The 25,094-nt window shown below is 64.2% G+C and carries 22 protein-coding genes and 1 pseudogene; 12 read left to right on the plus strand and 11 right to left on the minus strand.

Annotated features, from left to right (window positions below):
• From ACT53M_RS19390 to ACT53M_RS19405, 4 genes are all read right to left on the minus strand, one after another.
• On the minus strand, positions 1-684 hold a 684-nt coding region (locus ACT53M_RS19390; protein ID WP_476235532.1), incomplete at its 3' end, for a DDE-type integrase/transposase/recombinase.
• Between the two features lie 122 nt (positions 685-806).
• Positions 807-1,712: a LysR family transcriptional regulator gene (locus ACT53M_RS19395; protein WP_476235533.1), complete on the minus strand. Its 906-nt coding sequence runs from the start codon at positions 1,710-1,712 to the stop codon at positions 807-809.
• Positions 1,713-1,878: 166 nt separating this feature from the next.
• Complete coding sequence (locus tag ACT53M_RS19400) at positions 1,879-2,934, minus strand: sugar phosphate isomerase/epimerase family protein (RefSeq protein ID WP_476235535.1); 1,056 nt, start codon at positions 2,932-2,934, stop codon at positions 1,879-1,881.
• A complete protein-coding gene (locus tag ACT53M_RS19405) occupies positions 2,931-4,070 on the minus strand; it encodes a Gfo/Idh/MocA family protein (RefSeq protein ID WP_476235537.1) in 1,140 nt (379 codons plus the stop codon). Before ACT53M_RS19405 ends, ACT53M_RS19400 begins: the two co-directional genes overlap by 4 nt.
• Positions 4,071-4,533: 463 nt before the next feature.
• On the opposite strand from ACT53M_RS19405, the gene ACT53M_RS19410 reads away from it, so the two are divergent.
• The 7 genes and pseudogenes from ACT53M_RS19410 (at position 4,534) to ACT53M_RS19440 (ending at position 10,913) form a co-directional block, all read left to right on the plus strand.
• Complete coding sequence (locus ACT53M_RS19410) at positions 4,534-5,550, plus strand: sugar phosphate isomerase/epimerase family protein (protein WP_476228173.1); 1,017 nt, start codon at positions 4,534-4,536, stop codon at positions 5,548-5,550.
• Positions 5,550-5,963, plus strand: coding sequence for a C-glycoside deglycosidase beta subunit domain-containing protein (locus ACT53M_RS19415; protein WP_476228172.1), 414 nt, complete (start codon positions 5,550-5,552; stop codon positions 5,961-5,963). The genes ACT53M_RS19410 and ACT53M_RS19415 overlap by 1 nt, the downstream gene beginning before the upstream one ends.
• Positions 5,950-7,066 (plus strand): annotated as a pseudogene (locus tag ACT53M_RS19420) (FAD-dependent oxidoreductase). Before ACT53M_RS19415 ends, ACT53M_RS19420 begins: the two are co-directional and overlap by 14 nt.
• A 10-nt stretch (positions 7,067-7,076) precedes the next feature.
• The gene (locus tag ACT53M_RS19425; RefSeq protein ID WP_476235539.1) at positions 7,077-7,979 is read left to right on the plus strand and encodes a VOC family protein; all 903 of its coding nucleotides are present in this window, start codon (positions 7,077-7,079) and stop codon (positions 7,977-7,979) included.
• Positions 7,980-7,982: 3 nt separating this feature from the next.
• On the plus strand, positions 7,983-9,140 hold the full coding sequence (locus ACT53M_RS19430; RefSeq protein WP_476235541.1) for an alpha/beta hydrolase family protein: 1,158 nt from the start codon (positions 7,983-7,985) through the stop codon (positions 9,138-9,140).
• A gap of 17 nt (positions 9,141-9,157) precedes the next feature.
• A complete protein-coding gene (locus ACT53M_RS19435; RefSeq protein WP_476235542.1) occupies positions 9,158-9,937 on the plus strand; it encodes a cyclase family protein in 780 nt (259 codons plus the stop codon).
• A 4-nt stretch (positions 9,938-9,941) separates the two neighbouring features.
• A complete protein-coding gene (locus tag ACT53M_RS19440) occupies positions 9,942-10,913 on the plus strand; it encodes a fumarylacetoacetate hydrolase family protein (RefSeq protein ID WP_476235544.1) in 972 nt (323 codons plus the stop codon).
• 32 nt (positions 10,914-10,945) lie between these two features.
• Here ACT53M_RS19440 and ACT53M_RS19445 read toward each other — a convergent pair whose 3' ends face one another.
• A complete protein-coding gene (locus ACT53M_RS19445) occupies positions 10,946-11,620 on the minus strand; it encodes a TetR/AcrR family transcriptional regulator (protein ID WP_476235545.1) in 675 nt (224 codons plus the stop codon).
• Between the two features lie 87 nt (positions 11,621-11,707).
• On the opposite strand from ACT53M_RS19445, the gene ACT53M_RS19450 reads away from it, so the two are divergent.
• The 4 genes from ACT53M_RS19450 (at position 11,708) to ACT53M_RS19465 (ending at position 16,381) form a co-directional block, all read left to right on the plus strand.
• Positions 11,708-12,811 carry an LLM class flavin-dependent oxidoreductase gene (locus ACT53M_RS19450; protein WP_476235546.1) on the plus strand — a complete coding sequence of 368 codons (1,104 nt, stop codon included), beginning with the start codon at positions 11,708-11,710 and terminating at the stop codon, positions 12,809-12,811.
• 3 nt (positions 12,812-12,814) lie between these two features.
• Positions 12,815-13,381 carry an NADPH-dependent FMN reductase gene (locus ACT53M_RS19455; protein WP_476235547.1) on the plus strand — a complete coding sequence of 189 codons (567 nt, stop codon included), beginning with the start codon at positions 12,815-12,817 and terminating at the stop codon, positions 13,379-13,381.
• Between the two features lie 16 nt (positions 13,382-13,397).
• On the plus strand, positions 13,398-15,770 hold the full coding sequence (locus ACT53M_RS19460) for a glycoside hydrolase family 3 protein (protein WP_476235548.1): 2,373 nt from the start codon (positions 13,398-13,400) through the stop codon (positions 15,768-15,770).
• 449 nt (positions 15,771-16,219) lie between these two features.
• The gene (locus ACT53M_RS19465; RefSeq protein ID WP_476228162.1) at positions 16,220-16,381 is read left to right on the plus strand and encodes a hypothetical protein; all 162 of its coding nucleotides are present in this window, start codon (positions 16,220-16,222) and stop codon (positions 16,379-16,381) included.
• 72 nt (positions 16,382-16,453) lie between these two features.
• Here ACT53M_RS19465 and ACT53M_RS19470 read toward each other — a convergent pair whose 3' ends face one another.
• The 6 genes from ACT53M_RS19470 to ACT53M_RS19495 form a co-directional block, all read right to left on the minus strand.
• Entirely contained in the window at positions 16,454-17,665 is a 1,212-nt protein-coding gene (locus tag ACT53M_RS19470; RefSeq protein ID WP_476235550.1) for an MFS transporter, read from the minus strand.
• A 169-nt stretch (positions 17,666-17,834) separates the two neighbouring features.
• Entirely contained in the window at positions 17,835-18,227 is a 393-nt protein-coding gene (locus tag ACT53M_RS19475; protein ID WP_476235551.1) for a C-glycoside deglycosidase beta subunit domain-containing protein, read from the minus strand.
• A 12-nt stretch (positions 18,228-18,239) separates the two neighbouring features.
• On the minus strand, positions 18,240-19,259 hold the full coding sequence (locus ACT53M_RS19480; protein WP_476235552.1) for a sugar phosphate isomerase/epimerase family protein: 1,020 nt from the start codon (positions 19,257-19,259) through the stop codon (positions 18,240-18,242).
• Positions 19,260-19,436: 177 nt separating this feature from the next.
• Positions 19,437-20,390 (minus strand): ThuA domain-containing protein, encoded by a 954-nt coding sequence (locus ACT53M_RS19485; protein ID WP_476235554.1) that lies wholly within the window; start codon positions 20,388-20,390, stop codon positions 19,437-19,439.
• Between the two features lie 24 nt (positions 20,391-20,414).
• A complete protein-coding gene (locus tag ACT53M_RS19490) occupies positions 20,415-21,749 on the minus strand; it encodes an MFS transporter (protein WP_476235555.1) in 1,335 nt (444 codons plus the stop codon).
• Between the two features lie 7 nt (positions 21,750-21,756).
• Positions 21,757-22,524 (minus strand): TIM barrel protein, encoded by a 768-nt coding sequence (locus ACT53M_RS19495; RefSeq protein ID WP_476235557.1) that lies wholly within the window; start codon positions 22,522-22,524, stop codon positions 21,757-21,759.
• 227 nt (positions 22,525-22,751) lie between these two features.
• Between ACT53M_RS19495 and ACT53M_RS19500 the strand changes: the two genes are divergently transcribed.
• Entirely contained in the window at positions 22,752-25,067 is a 2,316-nt protein-coding gene (locus tag ACT53M_RS19500) for a TonB-dependent receptor (protein ID WP_476235558.1), read from the plus strand.
• The last annotated feature ends 27 nt before the right edge of the window (positions 25,068-25,094 follow it).

A 25,094-nucleotide genomic window follows, 5' to 3' on the forward strand; every position in this document is an offset into this window, starting at 1 on the left:
AAGGCGATGCTCGATGCCGTTGTCTTGGCAGGTGCGACCGAAAATGTGGCCAATCCACGTGTGCGACACGCCTTGGTACCGATCGACGAACTGCACACCATTGTCGGTCAGGATGGTGTGGATCGGATAGGGCACTGCCTTGATGAGCACCTTGAGGGACGCGGCAGCCGTCAGCTTGGTCGCTCGGCGATAGATACGGGCAAAGACCAGCTTCGAGGTTCGGTCGACCGCAACGAAGAGGAAGCCTTTCCCGCCCTCATATCCCAACTCGGCGATGTCGATGTGGAAATACCCGATCTCGTAGTCTTTGAACTTCTTGGGCTTCTCGCGATCGGCCTTGGGCAGACGACTGATGCCGTGCGGCTGCAGACAGCGATGCAGGTACGAACGCGTCAACCGCGGGATCACATCCTTTAGCGCGACGAAGACGTCATCCAGTGGCAGCCGGGCCTGCACGCGCAGCGCCAGGATGGCGGCTTCTTCCATCGGCGAGAGCGCCGTGCTGCGGCGTTCCTTCGGCCCCATCGGCATATCTTCCACAGACCGTCGATGCCGCCACTTCAGGACTGTTTTCTCGTTGATCCCGTACCGCTTCGCGAGGTTCGCGGCCGAAGCTTGCGATCGCTGTAGTTCGCCTCGAATGGCGTGCGTGGTCTTGGCGCTGCCGTGAAGAATCTGGCCCATAGCTCCCTCCGCTGCGATGGCGATAAATCCACACCATCACATGCTGGGACCAAACACCTAGCGTGGCCAGCGATACCGGCACCGAAAGACGCGCGCGCTTCAACGATGCCTTTCTAAGCCGATCAGGCGAGCGCTGCCGGCTCGCGGAGGCGTTCGATCATCCAGCGCAGGCCTTCGTCGTTCTTGCGGCTGCTGTGATACTGGATCATTTCGCGCATCGGCTGGAACGGGAAGGGGATCGGCGCGGTGCGCAACGGGAAGGCGGTCAGCACACGCCGGGCGAGCCGTTCCTGCATCAGCGCCAGCCGCTGCGACCCGACCAGCAGCCAGGGAACAACCGTGAAGGACGGAGCCTCCACCTCGATCCGGCGCTCTATTCCCAATTGCCGGACCTGACGATCGGCGAAGGAATAGTCGCGTGGACCACCCAGCCGCACGGCGATATGGCCGGCGCTGCTGAAGTCTTCCAGCGTCAGCACATCGTGGATCAGGGGGTTTTCGGCCCAGCCGACCACGACATAGCGCTCCTCGCACAGCAATTCGCTAGGGTGGTCGCTGAAGATAAATTGCTCGGGCGCAATGAACAGGTCTGCGCGGCCTTCGCGCAGTTCGATACCCGCCTCGGGCCCCGGCAGGGAGATCTCCAGTCGTATGCCGGGTGCCATCGCTGCTACGTTCTGCAGCGCGGGGGCGAGCACGGCGGTCATCACATAGTCGGACAGGATCAGCCGGAAGCGCCGCTGGCTTGTCGCCGGATCGAACCGACCTGAGGTGACCAGCATCGATTCCACTGCATGGAGACATTCGCGCACCTGCGGCACCAGCGCCTCGGCATAGGCCGTCGGGTACATGCGCTTGCCCTTTGGGATGAGCAACTCGTCGCCGAAAAATTGGCGCAGTCGCGTCAGCGCGGCGCTCATCGCAGGCTGGCTGAGGTTCATCTGGCGCGCGGCGGCCGAAACGCTGCGCGTTTCCAGCAGCACATCGAACGCGCCCAGCAGATTCAGATCAAGGCCCTTGAACCGCATGGCATTCCTCTTTGCAGGGTATTTTTGTCGTTTTGATCGATGCTATCGATGGATAGCCGTCCCTGCAAATCGCGGATCAGCGGGTCATGGCATAGTGACAATCACCTGGTGATGCCCTCGCCGACGTCCCCGCCGATAGGGTCGCCGGCCGGCACCAAACCCCTGTTCATTTACGCAATCCCAGGATCTGGCGGTTGGCTTCGGCATCGACGCCACTCGCAGCGAAATCGTCGAAGGCGCGTTCGGTAACGCGAATGATGTGATCGCGGATGAAGGGCGCACCTTCGGCGGCACCCTGTTCAGGATGTTTCAGTGCGCATTCCCATTCGAGCACGGCCCAACCGGCAAAGTCATATTGGGCCATCTTGGAAAAGATCGCTCTGAAATCGACCTGACCATCTCCCAGCGAGCGGAAGCGGCCGGGACGGTCCTGCCAGCCCTGATAGCCGCCATAGACGCCGGATCGGCCATTCGGACGAAACTCCGCGTCCTTCACATGAAAGCATTTCACGCGCGAGTGATAGTGGTCGAGAAATGCCAGATAATCGAGCTGCTGCAGCACGAAATGGCTGGGATCGTAGAGGATGTTTGCCCGGGCATGGTGACCGACTGCATCAAGGAAGCGCTCGAAGGTCACGCCATCGTGCAGATCCTCGCCGGGGTGAAGTTCATACGCGCAATCGACTCCCGCTTCCTCGAACACGTCGAGGATCGGCCGCCAGCGCCGCGCCAATTCGGCGAAGGCCTCTTCCACCAGACCCGCCGGCCGTTGTGGCCAAGGATAGATATAGGGCCAGGCAAGCGCACCGGAAAAGCTGGCATGCGCGCTGAGCCCAAGGCGGGCGCTGGCGCGGGCGGCAAGCTTCACCTGCGCAATCGCCCATTCGGTTCGCGCAGCGGGGTTGCCCCGAACTTCGGGTGCAGCAAAGCCATCGAACAGCGCATCATAGGCAGGATGAACCGCGACTAGCTGGCCCTGAAGATGAGTCGAAAGTTCGGTGATCTCAACGCCGTGCGCGCGCACCCGGCCGAGCAGCTCGTCGCAATAGGCACTGGAGGTAGCTGCCTTTTCCAGATCGATCAGCCGCGGGTCGCAGGGTAGCTGAATGCCCTTGTAGCCGAGCGCGCCGACCCAGGCGGCCAGACTGTCCAGAGTGTTAAACGGAGCCGCCTCGCCGAGAAACTGGGCGAGGAAAATGGCCGGTCCCTTGATCGTCTTCATGCGCAAGCCTCCGTCCCGTCGAGCGACACCCAGGCCATGCCTGCGCGGCTCGCTTCCACTGCACGCTCGACGAACAGCATCGAGCGAACGCCTTCCTCAATGTCGGGCAGTTCTGGTGCGGCGTCGCCGCGAAGGCGCTTGGCGAAGTCGCGATACAGATTGGCAAATGCTTCAAGATACCCTTCCGGATGCCCCGCCGGCAGTCGGGTCGCCGCTGTCGCGGCAGGAAGCAGGCCGACGCCTCCCGCTGTCAGAATCTCGGTGCGGCCGGAAAGGTGATGGAGAAACAGTTGGTTGGGGGTTTCCTGGCGCCAGGCGATCGCCCCCTTGTCTCCATAGACGCGCAGGGACAGGCCGTTGGCCTCGCCAATCGCAACCTGCGACGCGAGCAGGGCGCCGCGCGCGCCACCGGCAAAACGCAGCAGCACGCTGCAATCATCGTCGAGCGCGCGCCCCGGTACGACTGCGGCAAGGTCGGCATTGATTGCCTCGACACGCTGGCCGGTTACGAATTCCGCGAGGTGAAAGGCATGCACGCCGATGTCGCCGATGGCGCCGCCGACGCCGGACTTGCCGGCGTCCGTGCGCCATTCTGCCTGTTTGTTACCGGCGCGTTCGATCGGTGCAGCAAGCCATCCCTGAAGATACTCCACCAGCACCTTGCGCACCGTGCCGATGCCGCCCGAGGCGATCAATGCTCGCGCATGCCGCACCAGCGGATAGCCGCTATAGGTGTAACTCAGCGCATAGGGGCGCGACGTGTTTCGCACCGTGCCGGCCAGTTCCAGCGCCTGGGCGAGGGTCGCCGTCGCCGGTTTGTCGCTCATCACTGCGATACCCGCCTCCAGCGCTGCCTTGGCGATCGGCAGATGGGTGTCATTGGGCGTCGCGATTGTCAGGAAATCGATGCCGTCAGGCCTGGCGCACTCCTGCTCGATCATCTCCGACCAGCTTGCATAGCTGCGCTCAGGCGCGATGCCGTAATGGCGGCCCGCCTGGAAGGACCGTTCGGGCGCACGGCTGAAGGCCCCGGCAACAAGTTCGATCTGCCCATCCAGCGTTGCCGCAATGCGGTGGACTGGGCCGATGAAAGCGCCGAGCCCACCACCGACCATTCCCATCCGGAGGCGCCGCATCAGGCAATGCCTCTGTGAAGGTGCGTGTTTGAACGAGGCGGGTGGATCATGCCCTTGGTCTCTCCTTTGCCGGCCTCTTGCGGGCCCGGCTTTGTGATAGCCATTCGAGGAAATATTGGAAATTTATTATCCAGATTGATTTCCATCCAATTTGTAAATTATGGGTCCTTTGAAATCCATGCGGTCTATTTGAAACGATAGAAACAATCTATTTTTCATATCGCAGTTTATCGACGTAGATTTCTCCCAGAAGCGACAGGCCGTTTTGGGCGGCCCCAAGATCGCTCGATTGCGAGAGGAGTGTCGAAATGCAGCCAGCGATCCCGCGCCCACCGGCGCCGATAGACCTCTCTGCCAAAGGCGCTCGCGTCTCCATCCTATCCTTTGATGTCCGTCCTCGCGCCTGGGTTTTCACCATGGCGCAGGGCGTGGCCCTTTGTCGCCTGTAACTCACGGAGCCATCGTGTCGAAAATCCAGCGGGGCGTGAGCCTCTACAGCTACCAGGAAGAGATGTTCCTCGGCCAGATGACGGTCGAGGACGCGATCGCCCATGCGGTGTCGCTCGGCGCCAAGGGTATCGAAATCCTGCCCGAGCAGAACATGCCGACGTTCCCGAACATCGACGATGCGGAAGTCGTGCGCTGGCAGGAAATGCTTGCCCGCCACGGCGCGCATTTCACCTGCTACGACATGTTCCTTGATACCAAGCTGCGCAAGGGCGAACTGCTCTCGGACGACGAACAGGTCGCCAGCATCCGCCGCGACCTGGTGCTGTGCAACCGGCTCGGCATCAGGAACATGCGCGTGCTGGTGTTTGTGCGTCCCGATATCCTCGCGCGCTGCGTGCCGTACGCCGAGGAGCTGGACGTGCATATGGGGGTGGAGGTCCACGCGCCATGGCATCTGGAGCATGCCTGGATCCTGCGCACGATAGAGGTCGCGGATCGGCTGAACACCCGTCACCTCGGCATCCTGCCCGACATGGGCATCTTCATGAAGCACTTTTCGCCGGTCCATCGCGCGCGCTTCGAGCGTCAGGGCGCGCGGCCCGAGGTCGCCCAGTTCATCGTCGACCAGCACGAGGAAAAGGTGATGGCCGAATACACGATCTACGAAGTTGCGGTGAAGCGGGGGGGCAACAAGGCGGAAATTGCTATGGCCGAAACGCTGCGCCACTCGCCCTATGCCAATCCCAAGCGGCTGAAAGACTACGCCCCGTATTTCCGGCACATCCAGGCCAAGTTCTACGAGATGAACGAAGACTGCACCGATCCGGCGATCGCCTATGACGAGGTGATCCCGGAGCTGGTGAAGTGCGGCTGGGAGGGCACGCTTTCCAGCGAATATGAGGGCAATCGCTGGATCCAGGACGTGATGGAGGTGGACAGTCGCGAACAGGTCCGCCGCCAGCACGTGATGTTTGATCGCCTGATCGCCCAGGCCGAAGCCGCGCTCGGCGCCGAGAAGGAACCCGCCTGATGATGTTCGACAAGTATCTGATCGAAGCCGACAGCGTGCGTAACACCGGCCCGGCTGAAGCGCCGACCGGCTTCGCCTTCGAAGCCAAGCTCGGCTATTATCGCGGCCTGACCTTGTCGATGGTCGAGAAGCTCGACGTCGCGATCGACGGCAATCTGCTGCCACGCGAGGCGGTGCGGTTCGACGAGGGGCGGGGACCGCTAACCCTCGACGAAATGGAAACCGCCTATGACCGGCGCTGGGCGTTCGGCGCCAAGGCGACGATCCTGGTCGAGCGTCCCGGCGGCTTCCCGGCCGGCGAGCATGAGCTGTCGCTCACCGAGCAGCTGCGCATTTCTTATCTGCCCTTCCCCGCCGTCAACGGTGATACCAAGCGCGTGAAGCTGGCCGAGGCGGCCGATGCCGCCGCTTGATATCCTGATCGTCGGCGGCGGGATCGGCGGGCTTACCGCGGCGATTGCGCTGGCGCCGCAGGGCCACCGGCTGACGGTGATCGAGCGCGACCCGAGCTGGTCGGTGTACGGCGTCGGCATCATCCAGCAGGCCAATGTCGTGCGTGCAGTGGCCCAGCTCGGCGTGCTGGACGAATATATCGCGGCCGGCGTCGGCTTCGACGCGGTCGAGATCTTCGCGCCGGACGGCACCAGGGTGGCCCGCGTGCCCCGCCCCCAAGCTGGCCGAGGGCTATCCGGCCAATGTCGGCATTGGCCGCCCCGCGCTGCACAAGGTACTGGGGGACCGCGTGCTCGCCGACGGCGCCGACGTTCGGCTGGGTATCACCGTCAAGACGATGGTCGATGACGGCGAGTGCGTCGCGGTGACTTTCTCCGACGGCACCAGTGGCATCTACGACATGGTGATCGGCGCCGACGGCGTCCATTCGCAAACGCGCGCCGCCATCCTGCCTGAGGCCGAGAAGCCCGAATATACCGGGCAGGCCGTTTGGCGGTACAATTTCCTGCGCCCGGCCGGCATGGATGCGCTCCAGGTCTATAACGGCCGCACTGGTCTGGGGCTGGTGCCGATCAGCGAAGACCTGATGTATATGTTCGTCACCACGCCGGAGCCGGGCAACCCCTGGTATCCGCGCGAGGGCCTGGCCGCGACCATGCGCGCCAAGCTGGCCGAGTGTGCGCCGGCGATCCGCGCGCTCGCCGAGCAGATCACCGACGATGACGGCGTGGTCTATCGGCCGCTGGAAGGCATGCTGGTCACCGGCAGCTGGCATAAGGGCCGCATCGGCCTGCTGGGCGACGCGGTCCACGCCACCACGCCGCATCTGGGGCAGGGCGCCGGCATGGCGATCGAGGACAGCCTGGTCCTCGCCGATGAACTCGACAAGGCCGACAGCGTGGAAGCCGCCTTCACCGCCTATCGCGCCCGTCGCTACGAACGCTGCGCCTATATCGTCAACGCCAGCCTGGCCATCTGCATGGGCCAGCTCGGCAAGGGCCCGGCCATCGATAACCACAAGGCGACCGCGGAGATGTTCGCCGTCACCGCCCAACCGATTTGAGGGAAACCAAATGAGCCGTGTCACTGAAATCCGCTATGTCGGCTATGGCGTGAAGGATCTCGACGCCGAGCGGGCTTTCTATACCGAGCAATGGGGCCTCGAGCCGGTGCCGAGCGAGGACGCCATGGCCTGGTTCAAGACGCAGGGCCATGACGAGCATCATGTCGTCCGGCTGCGCGCTGCCGACGAGAACCGCGTCGACGTAATCGCGCTTGCGGCCGGCAGCCGCGCCGATGTCGAAGCGCTGCACATCAAGGTTGCCCAGGCTGGCTGCCGCATCGTCGGTGCGCCGGCCGAGCTGACGAGCCCCGGCGGCGGCTATGGCTTCCGCTTCTTCTCGCCCGATGGCCTGTTGTTCGAAGTGTCGAGCGACGTGGCGCGCAGCCCGAAGCGCGAACTTGCGCGCTGGGAAGGCGTGCCGCTCAAGATCAGCCACATCGTGCTGCACTCGCCGGACCATCAGGCGGCGGTGAAGTTCTTCACCGACGTGCTCGGCTTCAAGGTGTCCGACTGGCTCGGCGACTTCATGTGTTTCCTGCGCTGCAATTCGGCGCACCACCGCATCGCGCTGCTGCCCGGGCCGCCCTGCCTCAACCATGTCGCCTATGACATGCCGAGCGTTGACGATATGATGCGCGGGGCGCACCGGCTGAAGCAGCACGGCACGATCATCGGCTGGGGCCCTGGGCGGCATACCGCTGGCAACAATACCTTCAGCTATTTCGTTACACCTAACGGCTTCGTCGCCGAATATACGTCGGAGCTGGAGGATGTCGATTTCGAGGCGCACCAGTATAATGTCTACGCGCCGGCGCCGTTGGTGATGGACCAGTGGGGCATCGGCACCGGCGGTCCGCAGACTCTGCCCCACCCGGCGCCCAACCCCGGGCTGTTCGTCGCGGTGGAGGCCTGAGCGGTGGCGTTGTTCGAAGTCTTCCCAAGCTATATCTGGAACCTCTCGGTCGCGATCGCGATGGAGAGCGGCGGCCAGATCGGCGAGATCGTCGACATGTGCCAGCCGATCAAGGATGCGGCCGCCTCGGGCGCCGACGCCGGCACGCCGCAGTTCATGGCGCAGTGGGTCGCGATGGCCGACAAGCTGATCGATATTGCCGCCGAGGACGAGGCGCGGGGCCGCGCCTTCTCCGCGTCGACCAAACTGGAGCGCGCATCGCTCTACCTGCTCACCGCCGAGCGGATGCAGGGCCACGGTCATCCCGGCCGCAGGGAAACCTATGCCAAGGGGCGCGCAGCGTTCGACAAGGCGACTGCCCTCGGCAAGATCAACCGCGAGCGCGTGGAAATCCCGCTCGAAACGGGCACCATGCCTGCGCTCTACACCCGCGCGCCGGGCGCGGGCCCGAAGCCGGTCGTCGTCTATTGCAACGGCCTCGATAGCTGCAAGGAACTGCTCTACTGGTCGCGATTGCCCGAGGCGCTGGCCCGGCGCGGCGTCTCCACCCTCTGCGTCGACCAGCCCGGATCGGGCGAGGCGCTGCGGTTGCAGAACCTGCCCGTCGATCCGCATTCGGAGGCCTGGGCGTCCAAGGCGGTCGATTGGCTGGAGCAGCAGTGCGATGTCGATTCCAAGCGCATCGGCATGACCGGCATTTCGCTCGGCGGCCATTTCGCGCCACGCGCTGTTGCCTACGAACCCCGCTTTGCCTCGGGCGCGTGCTGGGGCGCCAATCACAATTGGGCGGAGGTCCAGCAAAAGCGCCTAAAGCGCGAGGGTGAGAATCCCGTGCCGCATTACTGGGCGCATGTGATGTGGGCGTTCGGCGCCAAGAATATGGACGATTTCTTCACCCGTGCTGCGGACATGAACCTCAACGGCCATATGGACGGGGTGAAGGTGCCGTTCCTAGTCACCCACGGCGCGAAAGACCGCCAGATCAGCGTCCAGTACGCGCATGACTGCTACGAGCAGCTGGTCAACAGCCCGAAGCGCGAGCTGAAGATATTCACCGCGCGCGAGGGCGGGGTCGAGCATGTCGGCGCCGACAACATGTCCTATGGCCGCGATTATATCGCCGACTGGTTCGCCGAAACGCTGAGCGGCCACACGGCCTGATTTCCCGGAGACAGCCTATGGCCCGCCGCTTCATCGACCTCTCCATCACCCTTGAGAACGAGGTGATCACCGATCCCCCGTTCATGCGGCCCAAGATCACTTACCAGACTCACGCCGAGACCGTGGGCGAGCTTGGCCATTTCTTTCCCGGCGTAGCCCAGGAGCAGACGCCTGACGGTGCCGGCTTCGCGGCGGCTGAATGGGTGACTCTCACCACGCATAACGGTACGCATCTCGATGCGCCCTGGCACTTTCATCCGACGATGGACGGCGGGAAACGTGCGATTACCATCGATGAAGTGCCGCTCGAATGGTGCTTCCAGCCCGGGGTGAAGCTCGACTTCCGCCATTTCCCTGACGGCTATGTCGTCACCGCGGCGGACGTCGAGGCGGAGCTGGCGCGGATCGGCCACGATCTCCAGCCGCTCGACATCGTGCTGGTCAATACTGCCGCCGGCGGCGCGGTGGGCAACCCGAACTTCGTCAATATCGGCTGCGGCATGGGCTATGAAGCGACCATGTACCTTACCGAGCGCGGCGTGCGGGTGACCGGCACCGATGCGTGGAGCTGGGACGCACCCTTCGTCTATACTGCGGAAAAGGTGAAAGAAACCGGCGATACCTCGCTGATCTGGGAAGGCCACAAGGCCGGCCGCGATATCGGCTATTGCCACCTGGAGAAGCTGCACAATCTGGAGGCGCTGCCGCCGCACGGCTTCACCGTCAGCTGCTTCCCCCACAAGATCAAGGGTGCCTCGGCCGGCTGGACGCGCGCCGTCGCGATCCTGGAGGACTGACGCGATGCGGCTCGCCACCCGCGCCAATGGAATGCCCGACGGCGAATTAATCGTCGTCTCGCCCGACGGCACGCGCTGCCTGTCAGCGGAGGGCGTCGCGCCGAACCTGCTGGCGGCGATCGAACGCTGGGACGCGGTCGCACGCCCGCTCGGGGCGTTGGCCGATCGGCTGGCGGCGGGGCAGGGCGAAGCGATCGAGCCGATCTTGCTGCGCGCACCGCTACCGCGCTCGTGGCAATGGCTCGACGGTTCGGCCTTCGCCAATCATGGCGAGCTGATGCAGATCGCGTTCGGGCTCGACCCGATCGATAGCGACCGGCCGCTGATGTACCAGGGCATGTCTGATCGCTTCTACGGACCCGGCGACCCGATCCCGTTTCCTGACGAGAGCCTGGGCATCGACTTCGAAGGCGAGTTCGGCGTGATCGTCGATGCGGTGCCGATGGGCGTGTCGGCGGAAGGGGCTGCGCGCCACATCAAGCTCATCGTGCAGATCAACGACTGGTCGCTCCGCGCGGTCGCGCCGATCGAGATGAAGACCGGCTTCGGCTGGGTGCAGGCGAAGCCGGCGTGCAGCATGGCGCCGTTCGCGGTGACGCCGGCGGCGCTGGGGGACGGCTGGCAGGACGGGCGCGTCTGCATCGACCTGCTGGTCGAATGGAATGGCGAGCGCTTCGGCCGGGTCAACGGACGGGAGATGGCTTTCTCCTTCCCCGAACTGGTCGCCCACGCTGCGCACACACGTGATCTCGTCGCAGGGACGATCATCGGTTCGGGTACGGTTTCCAACCGTGACTATGCGGCCCTGGGATCGGCCTGCATTTCGGAGCACCGCGCGATCGAAATCATTGCGAAGGGCGCGCCGGAGACGCCGTTCCTGAGCTTCGGTGACACGATCCGGATGGCCGGTATCGATGCGACCGGAGCGCAACCGTTCGGTGCGATCGAACAACGGGTCGCCAGAACGAGCCACTAGTTTCGACGAAGTGCGCCTTGGGCGGGAGGGATTTAGTTATGCTCGCGCAGATAGGCGAGGCACATCGTGGCGAGCTCGCGCTTCAACATCTCCCAGTCGTAATTCCGTGCTGACTCCGCTGTTGAGCCGAGGCTCAGTTCGCGCGCGAGCGTCGCGAAGATGATGTGATAGGCGGAATTGGCCTTCAGTGCCGGGTCTCCGCCGATTTCATCGATGAAGCGCAGCATCGCGCGGTGGGCACCCGCCGCAGAGCGATCGGCGACCTGTTTGCCCGGCGCCGAGATCAGCGGGTCGAATGCGGCGCGGCGCATCGCCAGGCGCAGCAGGGGCGCATTGACGCGCAGCACCTCGGCATATTCCTCGACATAACGCCGTACGAATTCACCGAGACTACCGGCCTCGTCCGCCAGCCGTTCGAACATCGCCTCTTCGGACGAGACGATTTCCTCGAGCGCCTCGCAGATAACCGCGCGCACGAGATTGTCCTTCGACTCGAAGCGCAGATAGATCGAGCCGATCGAAACATTGCCGCGCTGGCTCACTTCGATCAGCGTGAACTCCTCGTCGCCACGCTCCAGCATCAGCGCGCGCGCGGCCGCGAACATGCGCTCATAGGAGGCCTTGCTGCGGCCCTGCTGCGGCACACGGCCCACCTGCTCTACGGCAAGGGGGGCACGCACTTTCTTCTTGGTCGACTGGGTTGACATTGCGTTCGCACAAACTCTATCAAAATAGGAACGTCAATTCTAATTGTCATGGGCGCGGAGTAATCGCCTGGACGGTGGGAGAGGGTAATGCGCTTCTCGGTTTTTCTGAATGCACGCTCGACGAGTCCTGAGCAGGATGGTCGGCTGATCACCGACCTTATCGACCATTCGGACCGGGCAGCCGCTGCCGGCTTCGACGCGATTTTTATGCCGGATCATCACTTTAACGGCTATATGCCGGTGGCGAGTGACAGCTTCATTCTCGCCGGCTATCTCGCCGCCAAGCATCCCGACCTGCATTTCGGCTTCTCGGTGGTGTCGGTGCCGCTGCACCATCCGGTGCGCTTTGCCGAGCGGGTGAGCATTCTCGACCATTTGACCAAGGGCAAGCTGCTGGTGGGCGTCGGATCAGGCACCACGCCCGAGGAAATGATCGGCTTCGCGGTCAACTACAAGGATGCGGGCGCGATCGCCGAGAAGAATCTGGCGCTGGCCGAGGCGCTGTGGGCCAAGCAGATGGACGATCCCGCGATCGAGATCGACAACGGGCCGCACCAGGGCCGCGTGCTCCAGCGGATCACCCCCTCGCCTTATGGCGAGAAGCACGCCCGGCTGATGCCGGTGGCGATGAAGGAATCGAGCGCGCGCCGCGCTGCGGTGAATGGCTGGCCGGCCTTTATCCCGGCCTTCACGCCGCCGCAGATCTACGGCACCGAGCCTTTCACCCACGTGAAGAAGTATTTCGACACCTATAAGGGCATGCTGCTCGAAGCCGGGCATCCGGACGCGGTGGTGGCCGCTGCGCTGAGCTGGAGCACGCACAGCTACCAGTGCGTCCATCTCGCCGAGACCGACGAGCAGGCGCGCGAGGAACTCGAGATCATCCTGAAGGGCTATCAGGACGCGGTTGATCGCGAGAACGAGTTCAACCGCCGCGCCGAGACCGATCCGGCCAACAAGAAGACCGACATCAACATCAACGCGCTGGATGATGGCTGGATCGGCACCTGGTGCCTCTATGGCTCGCCCGAGACGGTGATCGAGCATTTGCAGCCCTATGCCGAACTCGGCATCGGCAACATCCTGTGCGGCACCACCACCGGCCCGCTCACCGAGCAGCGGCTGGCCTTCGCCAACCAGACGCTCGACCTGTTGTCGCGCAAGGTGATGCCCGCGTTCAAGGGGCGCTGAGCCATGGCGCGCAGGATCGTCGGCATTGGGGGCACCCTTCGCGCCAATTCGTCGAGCGAGTTGCTGGCGCGTGCGGTGCTCGTCGAATGCGGGCGGCTGGGGGCGGAGACGCGGATGTTCGGCGGACCTGCGCTCGCCGAATTGCCGCACTTCAACCCCGAGGAACCGACGCGCAGCCCCGCCCAGGCGGAGCTGGTCGCGGCGGTGCGCGCGGCCGATGCGCTGGTGATTGCGACCCCCGGCTATCATGGTGGCGTCTCGGGCGTGGTGAAGAACGCGCTCGACCTGCTGGAGGACACGCGCGGCGATGCGCGCGTTTATTTCGACGGGATGCCGGTGGGGCTGATCGTCTCGGCCGCCGGCTGGCAGGCGGGCGGGGTGACGCTCGCGGCGCTGCGCGGCATCGTCCATGCGATGCGCGGCTGGCCGACGCCCGTGGGCATCGCGCTCAATTCGATCGAGCAGAAGCCGTTCGGCCCCGATGGCGCGATCGCCGATCCTAGCGTCGCGCAGATGGTGGCAGTGCAGGCGCAGCAACTGATGGCGTTCGCGCTCGCGCCGATCGTCTAGAAAGAGGTACCAAAAGATGCGTGAACCCAGCCTCGAGGAGCGCTGTGCACTCACCGCGGGTGCGGCGATGTGGCAGAGCGTCGCGGTGCCGGAGGCGGGCATTCCCGCCTTCACCATGGCCGATGGCCCGATGGGGGTGGCCAGCGGCAATGTCGACGAGCGCGATGTTTCGCTACTCACCCCGTGCCCGACCGCACTGGGGGCAAGCTGGGACCGCGATACGGCGCGGCGGATGGGGCAGGTGGTCGGCAGCGATGCAGTGGCGCGCGGCGTCGATGCGCTGCTTGCGCCCAACCTCAACCTCGCGCGCAGCCCGCTGGCCGGGCGTGCCTTCGAATATTTCTCCGAAGACCCGCTGCTCGCTGGGGTGCTGGGTGCGGCATGGATCGAGGGGCTCCAATCGACCGGCACCGGATCGGTCGCCAAGCATCTTGTCTGCAACGACAGCGAGACGGCGCGCGACACGGTAGACGCGCAGGTCGACGAGCGGACGCTCCGCGAAGTCTATCTGCTGCCGTTCGAACTGGCGGCAGCGGCCGACTGCGCCGGGATGCTTGCGGCATATAACAAGCTCAACGGTGCCTGGTGTTCCGAGCAGGCGTATGTTCTGACCGACATCGTCAAGGGCGAGTGGGGCTTTCCCTATCTGATCATGAGCGACTGGTTCGGTACCCATTCGACCGAGGGTACGATCCGCGCCGGGCTGGACCTGGAGATGCCGGGGCCGGCGCGCTTCATGGGGCCGAAGATCGCAGCGGCGGTGACGGCGGGAGCTGTTTCTGCCGAACGGGTTGCCGATGCCGCTGCCCGCGTCGCCGCCACGGCCAAGCGCGTGACCGGTGTCAAGGCCGCGCCGCTGCCTGCCGACACGGCCGCGGTGATGCTGGAGGATGCGGCGGCGCAGGGCTTCGTGCTGCTGCGTAACCAAGGCGGATTGCTGCCGCTGGCACCGGGCAGCGTGCGCAGGATCGCCGTGATCGGCCCGAACGCGGCCGCGCCCTGTTATCAAGGCGGCACCTTCGCAAAGATCGCGGTGGCACCTGATACGCCGACGCCGATCGAGGCGATCCGGGCCCGCTATGGCGATGCCTGCGAGATCGTGTATGAGCCCGGCGTCGATCCCCAGCCGCGGCTGCCCTCGATGCCGGTGCAGCCCGCGCGCGATCTGGGCGATGGCTGCACCAGCGGCATGACGCTCGACTATTTCTCCACCACCGATTGTTCGGGCGAGCCGCTGTCGAGCGAGACGCGGGCGACCAATTCGCTCGTCTGGTTCGTGGGGGTACACCATCAGGGACGGTTCAACGAGCCCGGCTCGATCCGCGCGAGCGGCCGTTTTACACCGGCCAGCGACGGCGTGCATCGCTTCTATCTGGGCGGCACCGGCGTCGCACGGATGCTGGTCGATGGCCGCGAGGTGCTGCGCGCCGGTCGCGAACTGGCGGCGGGCGACGTGATGGGCGTACTCAAGGCCGGCGACGCCGATTCGGTCGAGGTCATGCTCAGGGCTGGCCGTGAGGTGCTGGTGACGGTGGAGTTCCATTATGTCGCCGCGCGCGTGCAGGGCCTGTGGTACGGCATCCGCACGCCCGACAGCCCGGAGGCGATGCTCGCCCGCGCGGTGGAGGCGGCACGGTCGGCTGATGCGGTGTTCCTGGTGATCGGCGAAACCTCGGATTCCAGCGTCGAGAGCAAGGACCGGCCGGACACGAAGCTGGCCCCCGAGCAGTTGCGGCTGATCGAGGCCGTGTGCGCCGCCAATCCGCGCACGGCGGCAATCGTCAATGTCGGCCATGCCTTCGACGCCGAATGGGGCGAGCAGGCGGCGGCGCTGCTGGTCGCCTGGTATCCGGGACAGGGCTGCGCCCCCGCGCTGGCCAGCGTACTTGCCGGCGATCGCGAGCCGGGCGGCCGGATGCCGGTGTCGATCGCCCGCGCCGAGGCCGATTATTGCGGTTACATCGTCACGCCTGCGGCCGACGGCAAGCTCGCTTATGCGGAAGGAACCACGCTCGGCTATCGCGGGCTGATCGCCAACGGTACGCCGGCGCGGCACGCGCTGGGCAGCGGTTTCGGCTATGCGCGGTTCGACTGGGCTGATGCGGCGGCTGCGGACGACGCGGTGACGGTCACCATCACCAACATTTCGGATCGCGCCGGCGCCGAGGTGGTGCAGGTCTATCGCGACGCGCCGGAATGCGCACTGGTCGGCTTCGCCAAGCTGCGGCTGGCTCCGGGCGAGCGGCGGGCAGTGACCGTGCCGATCGAGCCCCGCACGCTGCGCATCTGGCAGGAGGGGGAAGGGTGGCAGGCGCTACGTGGCGCAATCCCGCTCCGCGTGGCGCGTTCGGCGGAAGATCTGGGTATGGCGGTGACGCTGCACCGCTGAGGCGCTCCTGCACGCCATTTTCGCACCGAAGGCCGGGGGCATCCCGGGCTTGCGAAGTTTAGGAAGTTTACGCTCAGGCGCGATTGCGCGCGTGTCGAAGGACCGCGCGCGATGCGAGAAATTGACCCGTTCAAAGAGCAGCCCTCGGTTTCACCGGGGATCGAAACATATAGGGAACATGGCGGCGGCCGCAAGGATGCGTCGCACGCCCGTGCAACGTGGACCGTCAGGGCGTTTACCGCGGCGCGCGGCAATGCGGCGCTTGCGCAGCGGACCAGTATGGTCATACGGCGACATGCCGACCGTCGTATAGGTATCTGCGCAGGTGGAGCGTCCGATAGGGGGCGTCGAAGATGCCAGGGGAGGAGGCGGGCGGGGCTTGCCGGGACCGGCCTGGACGGCTTTCCGGGGCGTCAGCACCTCACGACGGATAATGTTGGGTAATAGAGATGATCTGGGTTCCGATTTTATTGGGTACATTCAAGGTTGCCGTGTTCGGAACCGGCATGTTCTTTGCCATCAAATGGCATTACGATCAGGGCAAGAAGAAGAAGGAAGAGGACCGCGCGCGACAGGAAGCCGCCACGCAAGAGGCTGACGCCTCGGAATAGCAGCGCCTTCGACGATCGCTTCTCGGCGGCATCGGAGGACGGCGCGCGCCGATGGCTGCGCGCCTCTCCGGCTCAGGCCGCGGCTGCCCGCAACGGTGCGCGCGTGCCGAGGCCGAAGCCGATAGCCGCGGCGGCAACCGCAACCAGTCCCAGCGCCAGGAATGCCCCCTGCATTGATCCTACCCCGCCGGCCACGCTGCCGACGATGATCGGCGAGATCGCCTGACCGAGGAAGAAGGCGCTGGTCCAAACGCCCATGCCGCGGCCGCGATGGGCGAAGCCGAACTTGGTTTGTGCCCAGGCGATCAGCGCGGGTATCGCCATGCCGGCGCCGGTCTGCTGCAGCGTCATCGCGAGCTGCATCGAGCTCACCGAGCGGGCGAGGCCGATGCCTGCGAGCCCGATCCCGAGAATGCCCAGGAACGCCGCGATCTGCACTGCATTGTTGAAGCGCGAGACGATGCGGAACAGGACCGAGCCGACGACGATGAATAGCGCCGGGATCACGGTGAGCGTGCTTACCTGCAGCGGATCGGTGATGCCGATCTCCTTCCAGGCGATGCTGCCGTTCACGATGAACACGTAATAGAGGATCGAAGCGAACAGCGTCACCGCGCCGACCAGCACGGCCGCGCCGATGGGGAACGGCCCCGGCGTTTCGATGGCCTGCGCGCCTTCCTGCGCCAGCACCTGTTCGCGCTTGGGCTCGAACAGGAAGAAATACATCGACAGGAAGATCGGGAAGGCAATGAGATAGACCAGGAAGCCGCCGTTCCAGCGTACGGCGGCGACGCTCGCCACCAGCACGAACACGCCGGGCTGCAGCGCCGGCCCGACAATTCCCTGTAGCATCAGCCAGTTGCGGCGGCTGCGATCGACCCAGTAATCGGCGATCAGCGTGTTGACGATCGTCAGAATGCCGGCTTCGCACACGCCCAGCGCCAGCCGGGTGGCGATGATCGCATCGAGGCTTTCAAGGAAGAAGGGTGCGGTCCCCGCTACGCCGTAGAAGAAGGTGCAGGCAAGCAGCAGCGGCCGCCGGCCAAAGCGATCGCACAGCACGCCCGCAAAGGGCGCGAGTAGCGCGATGGCGTAGCCCGGCGCAGTGACCATCGCGGGCACCTTCATCGGGGCATTGGGATCGTTATGGAAATGGCCGATGATCGCGGCGACCACCGGAAACATGGCGATGATCGCGAACACGGGCAGGAACCCCGCGATGATCATCGTGAAGCCCTGCGGCTTGAGCGTGAGCTCGTCCCAGAACGCGCGAATCGCCTTCATCATCTCTCCAGTCGCTGGTGCGCCGATCTAGCGTGCGCTTCCTAGTCCTTGGGGAATATCAAAATAGAATACACATTTCAAAATTAAATTTCGAGGCGATAGGGTGCGCGCAAAAAAAAGGGGCGCCGCGGGCAAACCGGGACGCCCTGAGGAGGAGATACGGACGCGCTCAGGCGGCGAGGGCGAGTTCCTTGGTATCGCGGGTGGTCGGGACGAAGGGCAGGTAGCTCACCCGCATCCGCACCGCGAAGGTGATCTTGTGGGCGCCCGGGGCGAGGCCGCCCGGTTTCAGCGCGACGATCCGCGCCTTCTCGCCGAAGTTCCAGCGATCGTCATAGACGGTCTCCATCTCGTCCAGCGTGTAGGTCTTGCCGCGCACCGAGAAGCGGATGTTCTCGCGCGCGATCTCCTCGCCGTCGACGCTGACCTGGATGTCCTCGACCATCGACAGGCCGAGGCCGCGATAATAAGGCAGGCGCCCCAGGAACGCGAACCCGACCGTCTCGCCGCCTTCGACGACATTCTCGAACAGGTCGGTGCAGATCATCTTGTTGTCCATCATGGGCTGCGCTCCTCAGGCTGCGATGGGGGTCTTGAGCGACGGCACGGTGGCTTCGCCGAGCAGCTTTGCCAGCATCACCTGCTGACGACGGACCTGTTCAACCGAGTCCGGTTCCTCGGCATCCTCGATCCAGCGATTGCCCTCATATTCGGAGCAGATATAGCCAGTGTAGCCGCCCTTCTGGAGCACCGCGACGATCTCGTCATAGGGGATCGACGGCTCCACATAATCGGGCGTCATCTCGTAGAACTTGCCGTGGATGTTGTGGATGCGGGGCATATAGTCGAGCATGCGCTTCGGCTCGAACGCGGCATTGTGGCGCATCACTTCGGCCATGGCGATCGCCGGGCCGGTGCCGCCCATCTGCTGGACGTTGAGGATCACATATTCGGATAGGACGCGGTCCTCATAGGCCTTCACGATATAGTCGGCGATGTTCTGCGGCACGCCGACGCGCAGGAACTTTTCCTTCCAGACGCGCGGATAGGCGTGGAGAAACATGCCCATGTCGGGGAGGAAGCCGAGCGTGTCCGAACACGATTTCTCGAAGGCTTCGGCATGGCGGATGATCCAGGGATGGTCGAAGTGCAGCGGCGCGTGCACCTCGATCAGGATCTTGATGTTCTGTTCCTCGGCATAAGGTGCGGCGGCGACCAGCACCTCGGGCGCGATCGAGACGAGCGCACGGATATATTTCATGCCCAGGCGCGCGCCGAAATCGATGTCCTTCTTCACGCTCGCCACCTGCTCGTCGAAGGGCATTTCGCGGCCCTTGTAGCGCTTGTAGTCGAGCATGAAGTCGTGGCTGACCGGGGTGGTGCCATAGGCCTGCATCAGCCGGTGCCATTCGGCGACTGCGGCATCTTCCACGCCCACCTCGGGCCAGCCCCAGAAGGTCTGCTCGCCGATGATCTCGATACCGTTTGCGCCCAGTTCGGCGCAGGTCCGCACGCAATCCTCCAGGGACATCTTCCCCTGAAACGTCTCGTTCTGAAAACTGTAGAGGCTTACGCCCCGCTTGATGCTGCTCATCGCATTCACCTCTTCAAAAGCATCGGGTGCACTTTGGTGAAGCGGGGGAGGTGGCGAAACCCGACCGGGCGGCAAGCGCCGCGCCGTTCATGAACCTCTCCCCTGGGGCCTGAAAGCCCTAATTAGAATGTCCATTCTTCTTAAAGCGGTTTTTGGTCTGACGCAACGCCGGGCGGCTCATTTCGTCGGATAGTCCTTGGCATCTTCTGCCAGCGGCAGAGTAACGTTGCCCGATCCCGCCCATTCTGCTCCGCGCAAGATCAGCGACTGGAGCGGCTGGAAGTGCAGCGAGACTTCGTCATGGCCCAGCGTGATCGAGAAGACACGGCCCTTGCCATATTCCTGTGTCCAGACCTGCGGGTGATCGGCGTCCATGCCCTGCATCGCCTTCAGCTTTTCCGGCGTGTAGGCGGCGGCGGGATATTTGGGGCCGGCGAGCTTCGGATCATAGCTGGCAGACGAATCATGCGCAGTTGCCAGCACATGTATCTTCGCGTCGGGGGCGAAGCGCATGTTGGTGTACATGTCGTCATTGTAGGTCCAGATGAACTCGCGCATGCCCCGGGTGATCGGGTTGTCGCGGTCGACGATATGGACCGGGAATGCCCCGGGCGGTGAACGGCGGCTGGAGCCGGGATCCATCACTGCGCCGACCAGCGCGCGATAGGCTGGCCAGTTATAGCCCCAGGTGAAGGACGAGTGGTAGGCGACCAGCCCGCCGCCTTCGCGCACATAGTCGAACAGGGCCTGTTCCGCTTCCGGCGACCAGCGATGCTCGGTCTTGTCGTCATAAACCCAGCGGCTCGAATAATTGAGCAGCACCACGTCATAGGCCTTGAGCATCGCGAGGCTGCCATGGTCGAAATCCTCGGTCACGCGCACGTCGAACCGGCCGCTGTCCTGCATCAGCGTGCGCAGCAGGTTGTTCACGCCGGTCCAGTCGTGCTCGTAGCTGTTCTGGCCGCTGATGATCAGCACCTTCAGCCGCTTTTCCTGCGGGTCCACCGGAATGGCGACGCGCTGCACCGTCTCGGGCGGCCGATAGGCGGGGTGGACGATCACCTGGCCACGCGCCGGCAGCGCGCCGGCGGCGATGACCAGCAAAGCGCAACGACAGGCGAGTTTGAGCATTGATCCTCTCCGTGCGGTTTTTCGTTATACGGTGGCTACCTGCGAGGCAGGGCGGTCTTCCGGCCAGAACAGGATGCACAGCGCCTGCAGCGACAGCAGCAGCAGCGGGGCGCCATAATAGCTCCATCGTATCGTCTGGACCGCCAGCGGGGTCACGGCGCCGGGCGTGTAGGCGGCATAGGCAAGCGCATAGGCGATCGCAGCCGAGCCCAGCGCCATGCCGATCTTGGTCGCCAGGCTGACGCCGGCCGACAGCAGCCCTTCGTTACGGCTGCCGAACCGCGCCTCGTGATACTCGACGGACTCGGCGATCATCGTGAAGATGGCCGTGATCGTGACCGAGGTTGCTACCGAAGCGCTAAGATACAGCGCGAGAAAGGCGACCGGCGATGCCTCGGCCAAGGGCAGCAGCGCGAACAGCACGAGCGACAACCCGAGCGCGCCGAGCGAGCCGCCCCGGATACCGGTACGCGACAGGATCGGCGGCGCGATGAAGGCAGCGAGCAGCAGCATACCGGAGATGGCGGGTAACATCACCGAGATCATCCAAGGTCGCTTCAGCACCTCGATCGCGAAAAACGCCGTAACCGAGATCATCGCGCCGAACCGGACGAAATAGAGCAGCGTAAACAGGAAGCAGACCCACCATGCCCGGTTGCAGAGCATCTCTCTCACCGCCGCGGCGGCCGGGGCGGGCGCGGCTGCATTGTTACCGACATGGCGTTCGCGGCAGTTGCGGAACAGTGCCAGCATCGCTGCCAGTGCCAGTGCGCCGAATAGCAGCGCGGTGAGCAGGAAGCCCTTGCGCTCGTTGCCGCCGCCGAACAGCCCGACCAGCGGCATCGTCGCGGCAGTGCCGAGGATCACCGAAACCGAGGTGCCGATCGAGCGCATCGAGCCGAGCTTCAGCCGCTGGACGGTGTCCGCCGTCATCATCGGCAACAGCGCAGTATAGGGAATCGACCCGAAGGACATCAGCAGCCCGAGCAGGTTGAACGTAACGAAGGCCCAGGCGAGCTGCCCGTTCACGCCCCAGCCCGGCATCATGAAGATCGCGACGAACACTGCCGCATAAGGGATTGAAGTGAACAGGATGTAGGGGCGTGCGCGGCCCCAGCGGGTGCGCGTGCGATCAAGCAGCACGCCGACGCCCAGATCGACCACGGCATCGAACAGCCGGGCGGTCAGAAAGATCGTGCCCACCGCCGCAGTCGGCAGGCGCAGTACGACGGTGTAGTAATAGAGGAGGAACGCGCCCACCATATTGTACGGCAGGCTGTAGCCGAAGTCGCCGAAGCCGTAGCTCAGCCGTTCGACCAGCCCAAGCCGCGGTGCGGACGGGTTCGCGGCGGGGGGCATGCCGCCCTCAGAGCCCGAGCGCCGCCCGGGTCGCTGCGAGCGACTCGGCCGGCGGCAGGGTGGGGCGATATTCGAGCCCGATCGCACCGGTATAGCCAAGGTCGCGCAGCGTCTGCATCGCCTTGGTCCAGTCGATCGTGCCGGTGCCCGGCTCGTTACGGCCGGGCATATCGGCAACCTGGACGTGGTGGACCAGGTGCATGCGGCCACGCAGCACCTCTGCCATGTCCTCGCCCATAACCTGCGAGTGATAGACATCGTAGAGCAGCCGCAGATGCGTGCTGCCGACCGCCTCGACCAGATCGAGTCCCTTGGTGGTCGACACCAGCCACATGCCAGGGTGTTCGACGCGGTCGTTGAGCGGTTCGAGCACCAGCATCACATCGGCCGCCTCGGCCAGCGCGGCGGCGCGTTTGAGCGCAGTGACCGCGGCGGCGAAATGCTCCTCCTCGCTCACGCCTTCGCGTGTGAAGCCGGAGGCGATGATCATCGGCGGCGAACCGATAGTCTTTGCTGCCGCCACGCTTTCCTCGACGGCTTTAGCGAATTCGTCGTGCTGTGCCGGGTCGACCAGGCTGCGCCGCGGATCGACACAGGCCCCGGTCAGCCGCGCGCCGGTTTCGCGCAACGCCGCAGCCACCGATTCCAGATTCTTATCCCGCCACAAATGGAATTCGCCCGCTGCATATCCTGCCTGGGCAGCGGCGCGGATGCGGTCGCCCATGTCGGGATGGGAGTCGGCAAACATCCATTCGATGCAGGGGGATAGCTGCATGTCATCCTCTCCGGGTCGGTGCGCTTCCGGCTTCTTGCGCTGCTTGTGCCGTCGAATCGCGGCGATTTGATATTAGAACAACAATTCTCTTTGTGGGAAGTCAATGCAATTTTCCGGAATTGCGGATGGCCATTCGAATCCGCTTGACAAAGATCAAAACCGGAGCTGTTTTAGAACGCATATTTTACTTCAGGTGGCAACATAGCCATCGTTGTGGGAGAGTGATGATGAAAGGCAGGATTGTGCTTGCGTTGATGGCGAGCGCCAGCGGAATCGCAGGTGGTGCCGCTCAGGCGCAGACGGTGCAGCAGGCAGCGCCCGCAACGGGGCAGCAGGACCAGAGCGCCACCGATGAGATCATCGTCACCGCGCAAAATCGTGCGCAGAGCGTGCAGAACGTGCCGATCGCGATCTCCGTGATCTCGGGCGATGCGCTGAAAGACAAAGGCGTCACGGATTTCACCTCGGTGCAGAAGGTTTCCCCCGCGCTGCAGGTGACCAACGACACCAACAACACGCGCGTCTCGGTGCGCGGCGTCGGTTCGCTGACCAATAACGAGGCACAGGACCAATCGATCGCGGTCAATATCGACGGCGAATATATCAATCGCCCTACCATTCTGAACGCGGCGATATTCGACCTCGACCGCGTCGAGGTGCTGCGCGGGCCGCAGGGCACGCTCTATGGCCGCAACTCGACCGGCGGCGCAGTGAACTTCATCACGCGCAAGCCTGGTGATACCTTCGCGGTCAATGCGTCGGCGACCCTCGGCAATTTTGCCCAGGTGCTACTCGATGGCGGCGTGGATGTGCCGCTGGGCGACGTGGGTGGAATCCGCGTCGCCGGCTTCTATCGCTCGCATGACGGCTTCACCACGCATCCAAATACGCCATTCAGCCCGACCCCGGCCTTCACGCCGAGTCAGACGGCAGAGAGCGATACCGACAATACTGGCGGCGGCCGCGTCAGCCTGCGCCTGAAGCCGGCGGCCGGCTTCACCATCGACGCGGCGGTCGAGCATGTCGAGCAGACGCTGATCCCAGCGGCCCAGGCCTGGCAGGACATGAGCGCGCCGGGTAATAACCCCGGTACCAGCCTGACGAGTTGCGCCAATGGCTGGGCGGTTGCCTATACCGTTCCGGGCGGCGTCGGCTGCATTCCCCAGAACACCAATACGCTGTCGAAGATCGACCGCAGCAACTATGCCTCGCCGCTGATCGGCGTCGGCTCGCTGCACCAGCTTTCAACGGCGGTGCGTGGCCGGATCGCCTATGATTTCGGCCCGGCGACGCTGACCTATACCGGCGGCTATCGCACCACTAAGACCACCGGCGCGAACACGCTGTCCCCGGCGTTCGAGTTCACCAATTTCGGCGGCCGGGTGAAGACCCAGAGCCACGAGCTGCGCCTGAACGGCAATGCCCATGGCATCGAATGGCAGACCGGCATGTTCTACTTCCGCGAGAAGCAGGACACCAATGGCGGCCTGTACAGCCCGTTCATTGGCCCCAACGGCTCCTATGTGAACTATTTCCGCCATCCCACGCTCAGCGAGAGCGTGTCGGGCTTCGCCCAGGTCGAGGTGCCGCTGACCTCGCAACTGACGGCGGTCGGCGGCGGGCGCTATACCCATGACGTGCGCAGCGCGACCTTCCAGAACTATTTCTTCGCATTCAACAGCGGCCCGATCGAGCTTACCAACCAGCCGTCTGCCAGCACGCCGCTCCATTATTCGGGCAGCAAGTTCACCTGGCTCGCTGGACTGAACTACAAACTCAATGCCGATACGCTCCTCTACGCCAAGGTCTCGACCGGCTATAAGGCAGGCGGCTTCGACGGCACGGGCAAGACGTTCAATCCGGAGAACAACACTGCCTATGAAGGCGGCGCCAAGCTGCGCTTCGCCGGCAACAACACGCTGAACGTCGCCGGATTCTATTATGACTACAAGGATCTGCAGAATGACGTGCTGCTCAATCCGGCCGTGGGTGCGCAGACGTTCAACGCCGGCAGCGCGAAGATCTACGGTATCGAGGCCGAAGCCAATCTTCACCCGTCGCGCGCGGATACGGTGTCCATCGCAGTGAACCTGATGCACGCGACCTATCGCAAGTTCGAAGCGAGCGTCGCTGCCTATACCAACGGTGCCGTGCCTGCCACCCCGCCGACCAGCAACCTGGCCGGCAACCGCCTGCCCCAGGCGCCGAACGCGATCGTCTCGGTCGGCTGGGACCATGTGTTCGATCTGGGCAGCGCGGGCACCATTACTGCCTCGGCATATTCGCGCTACAAGGGCAATTATTACCTCGATTTCTACAACTACAACGACTCGAAGCAGATCGGTCACACCCAGAGCGATTTCAGCCTGGAGTATAAGCCGGCGAACAAGCATTACAGCTTGCAGGCGTTCGTGCGGAACATCGAGAATTATCGTCTGATTGCCTATGCCGGCAACACCGTGGTTCCGGGTGTCGCCAATATCTACAACTGGCAGTTCTCTCCGCCCCGGACCTACGGCATCCGGCTTGGCGTCGATTTTTGACCCGTCTGGGGCGGCGCAGTGCGTCGC

The organism is Sphingomonas sp. DMC6, from assembly GCF_056314225.1.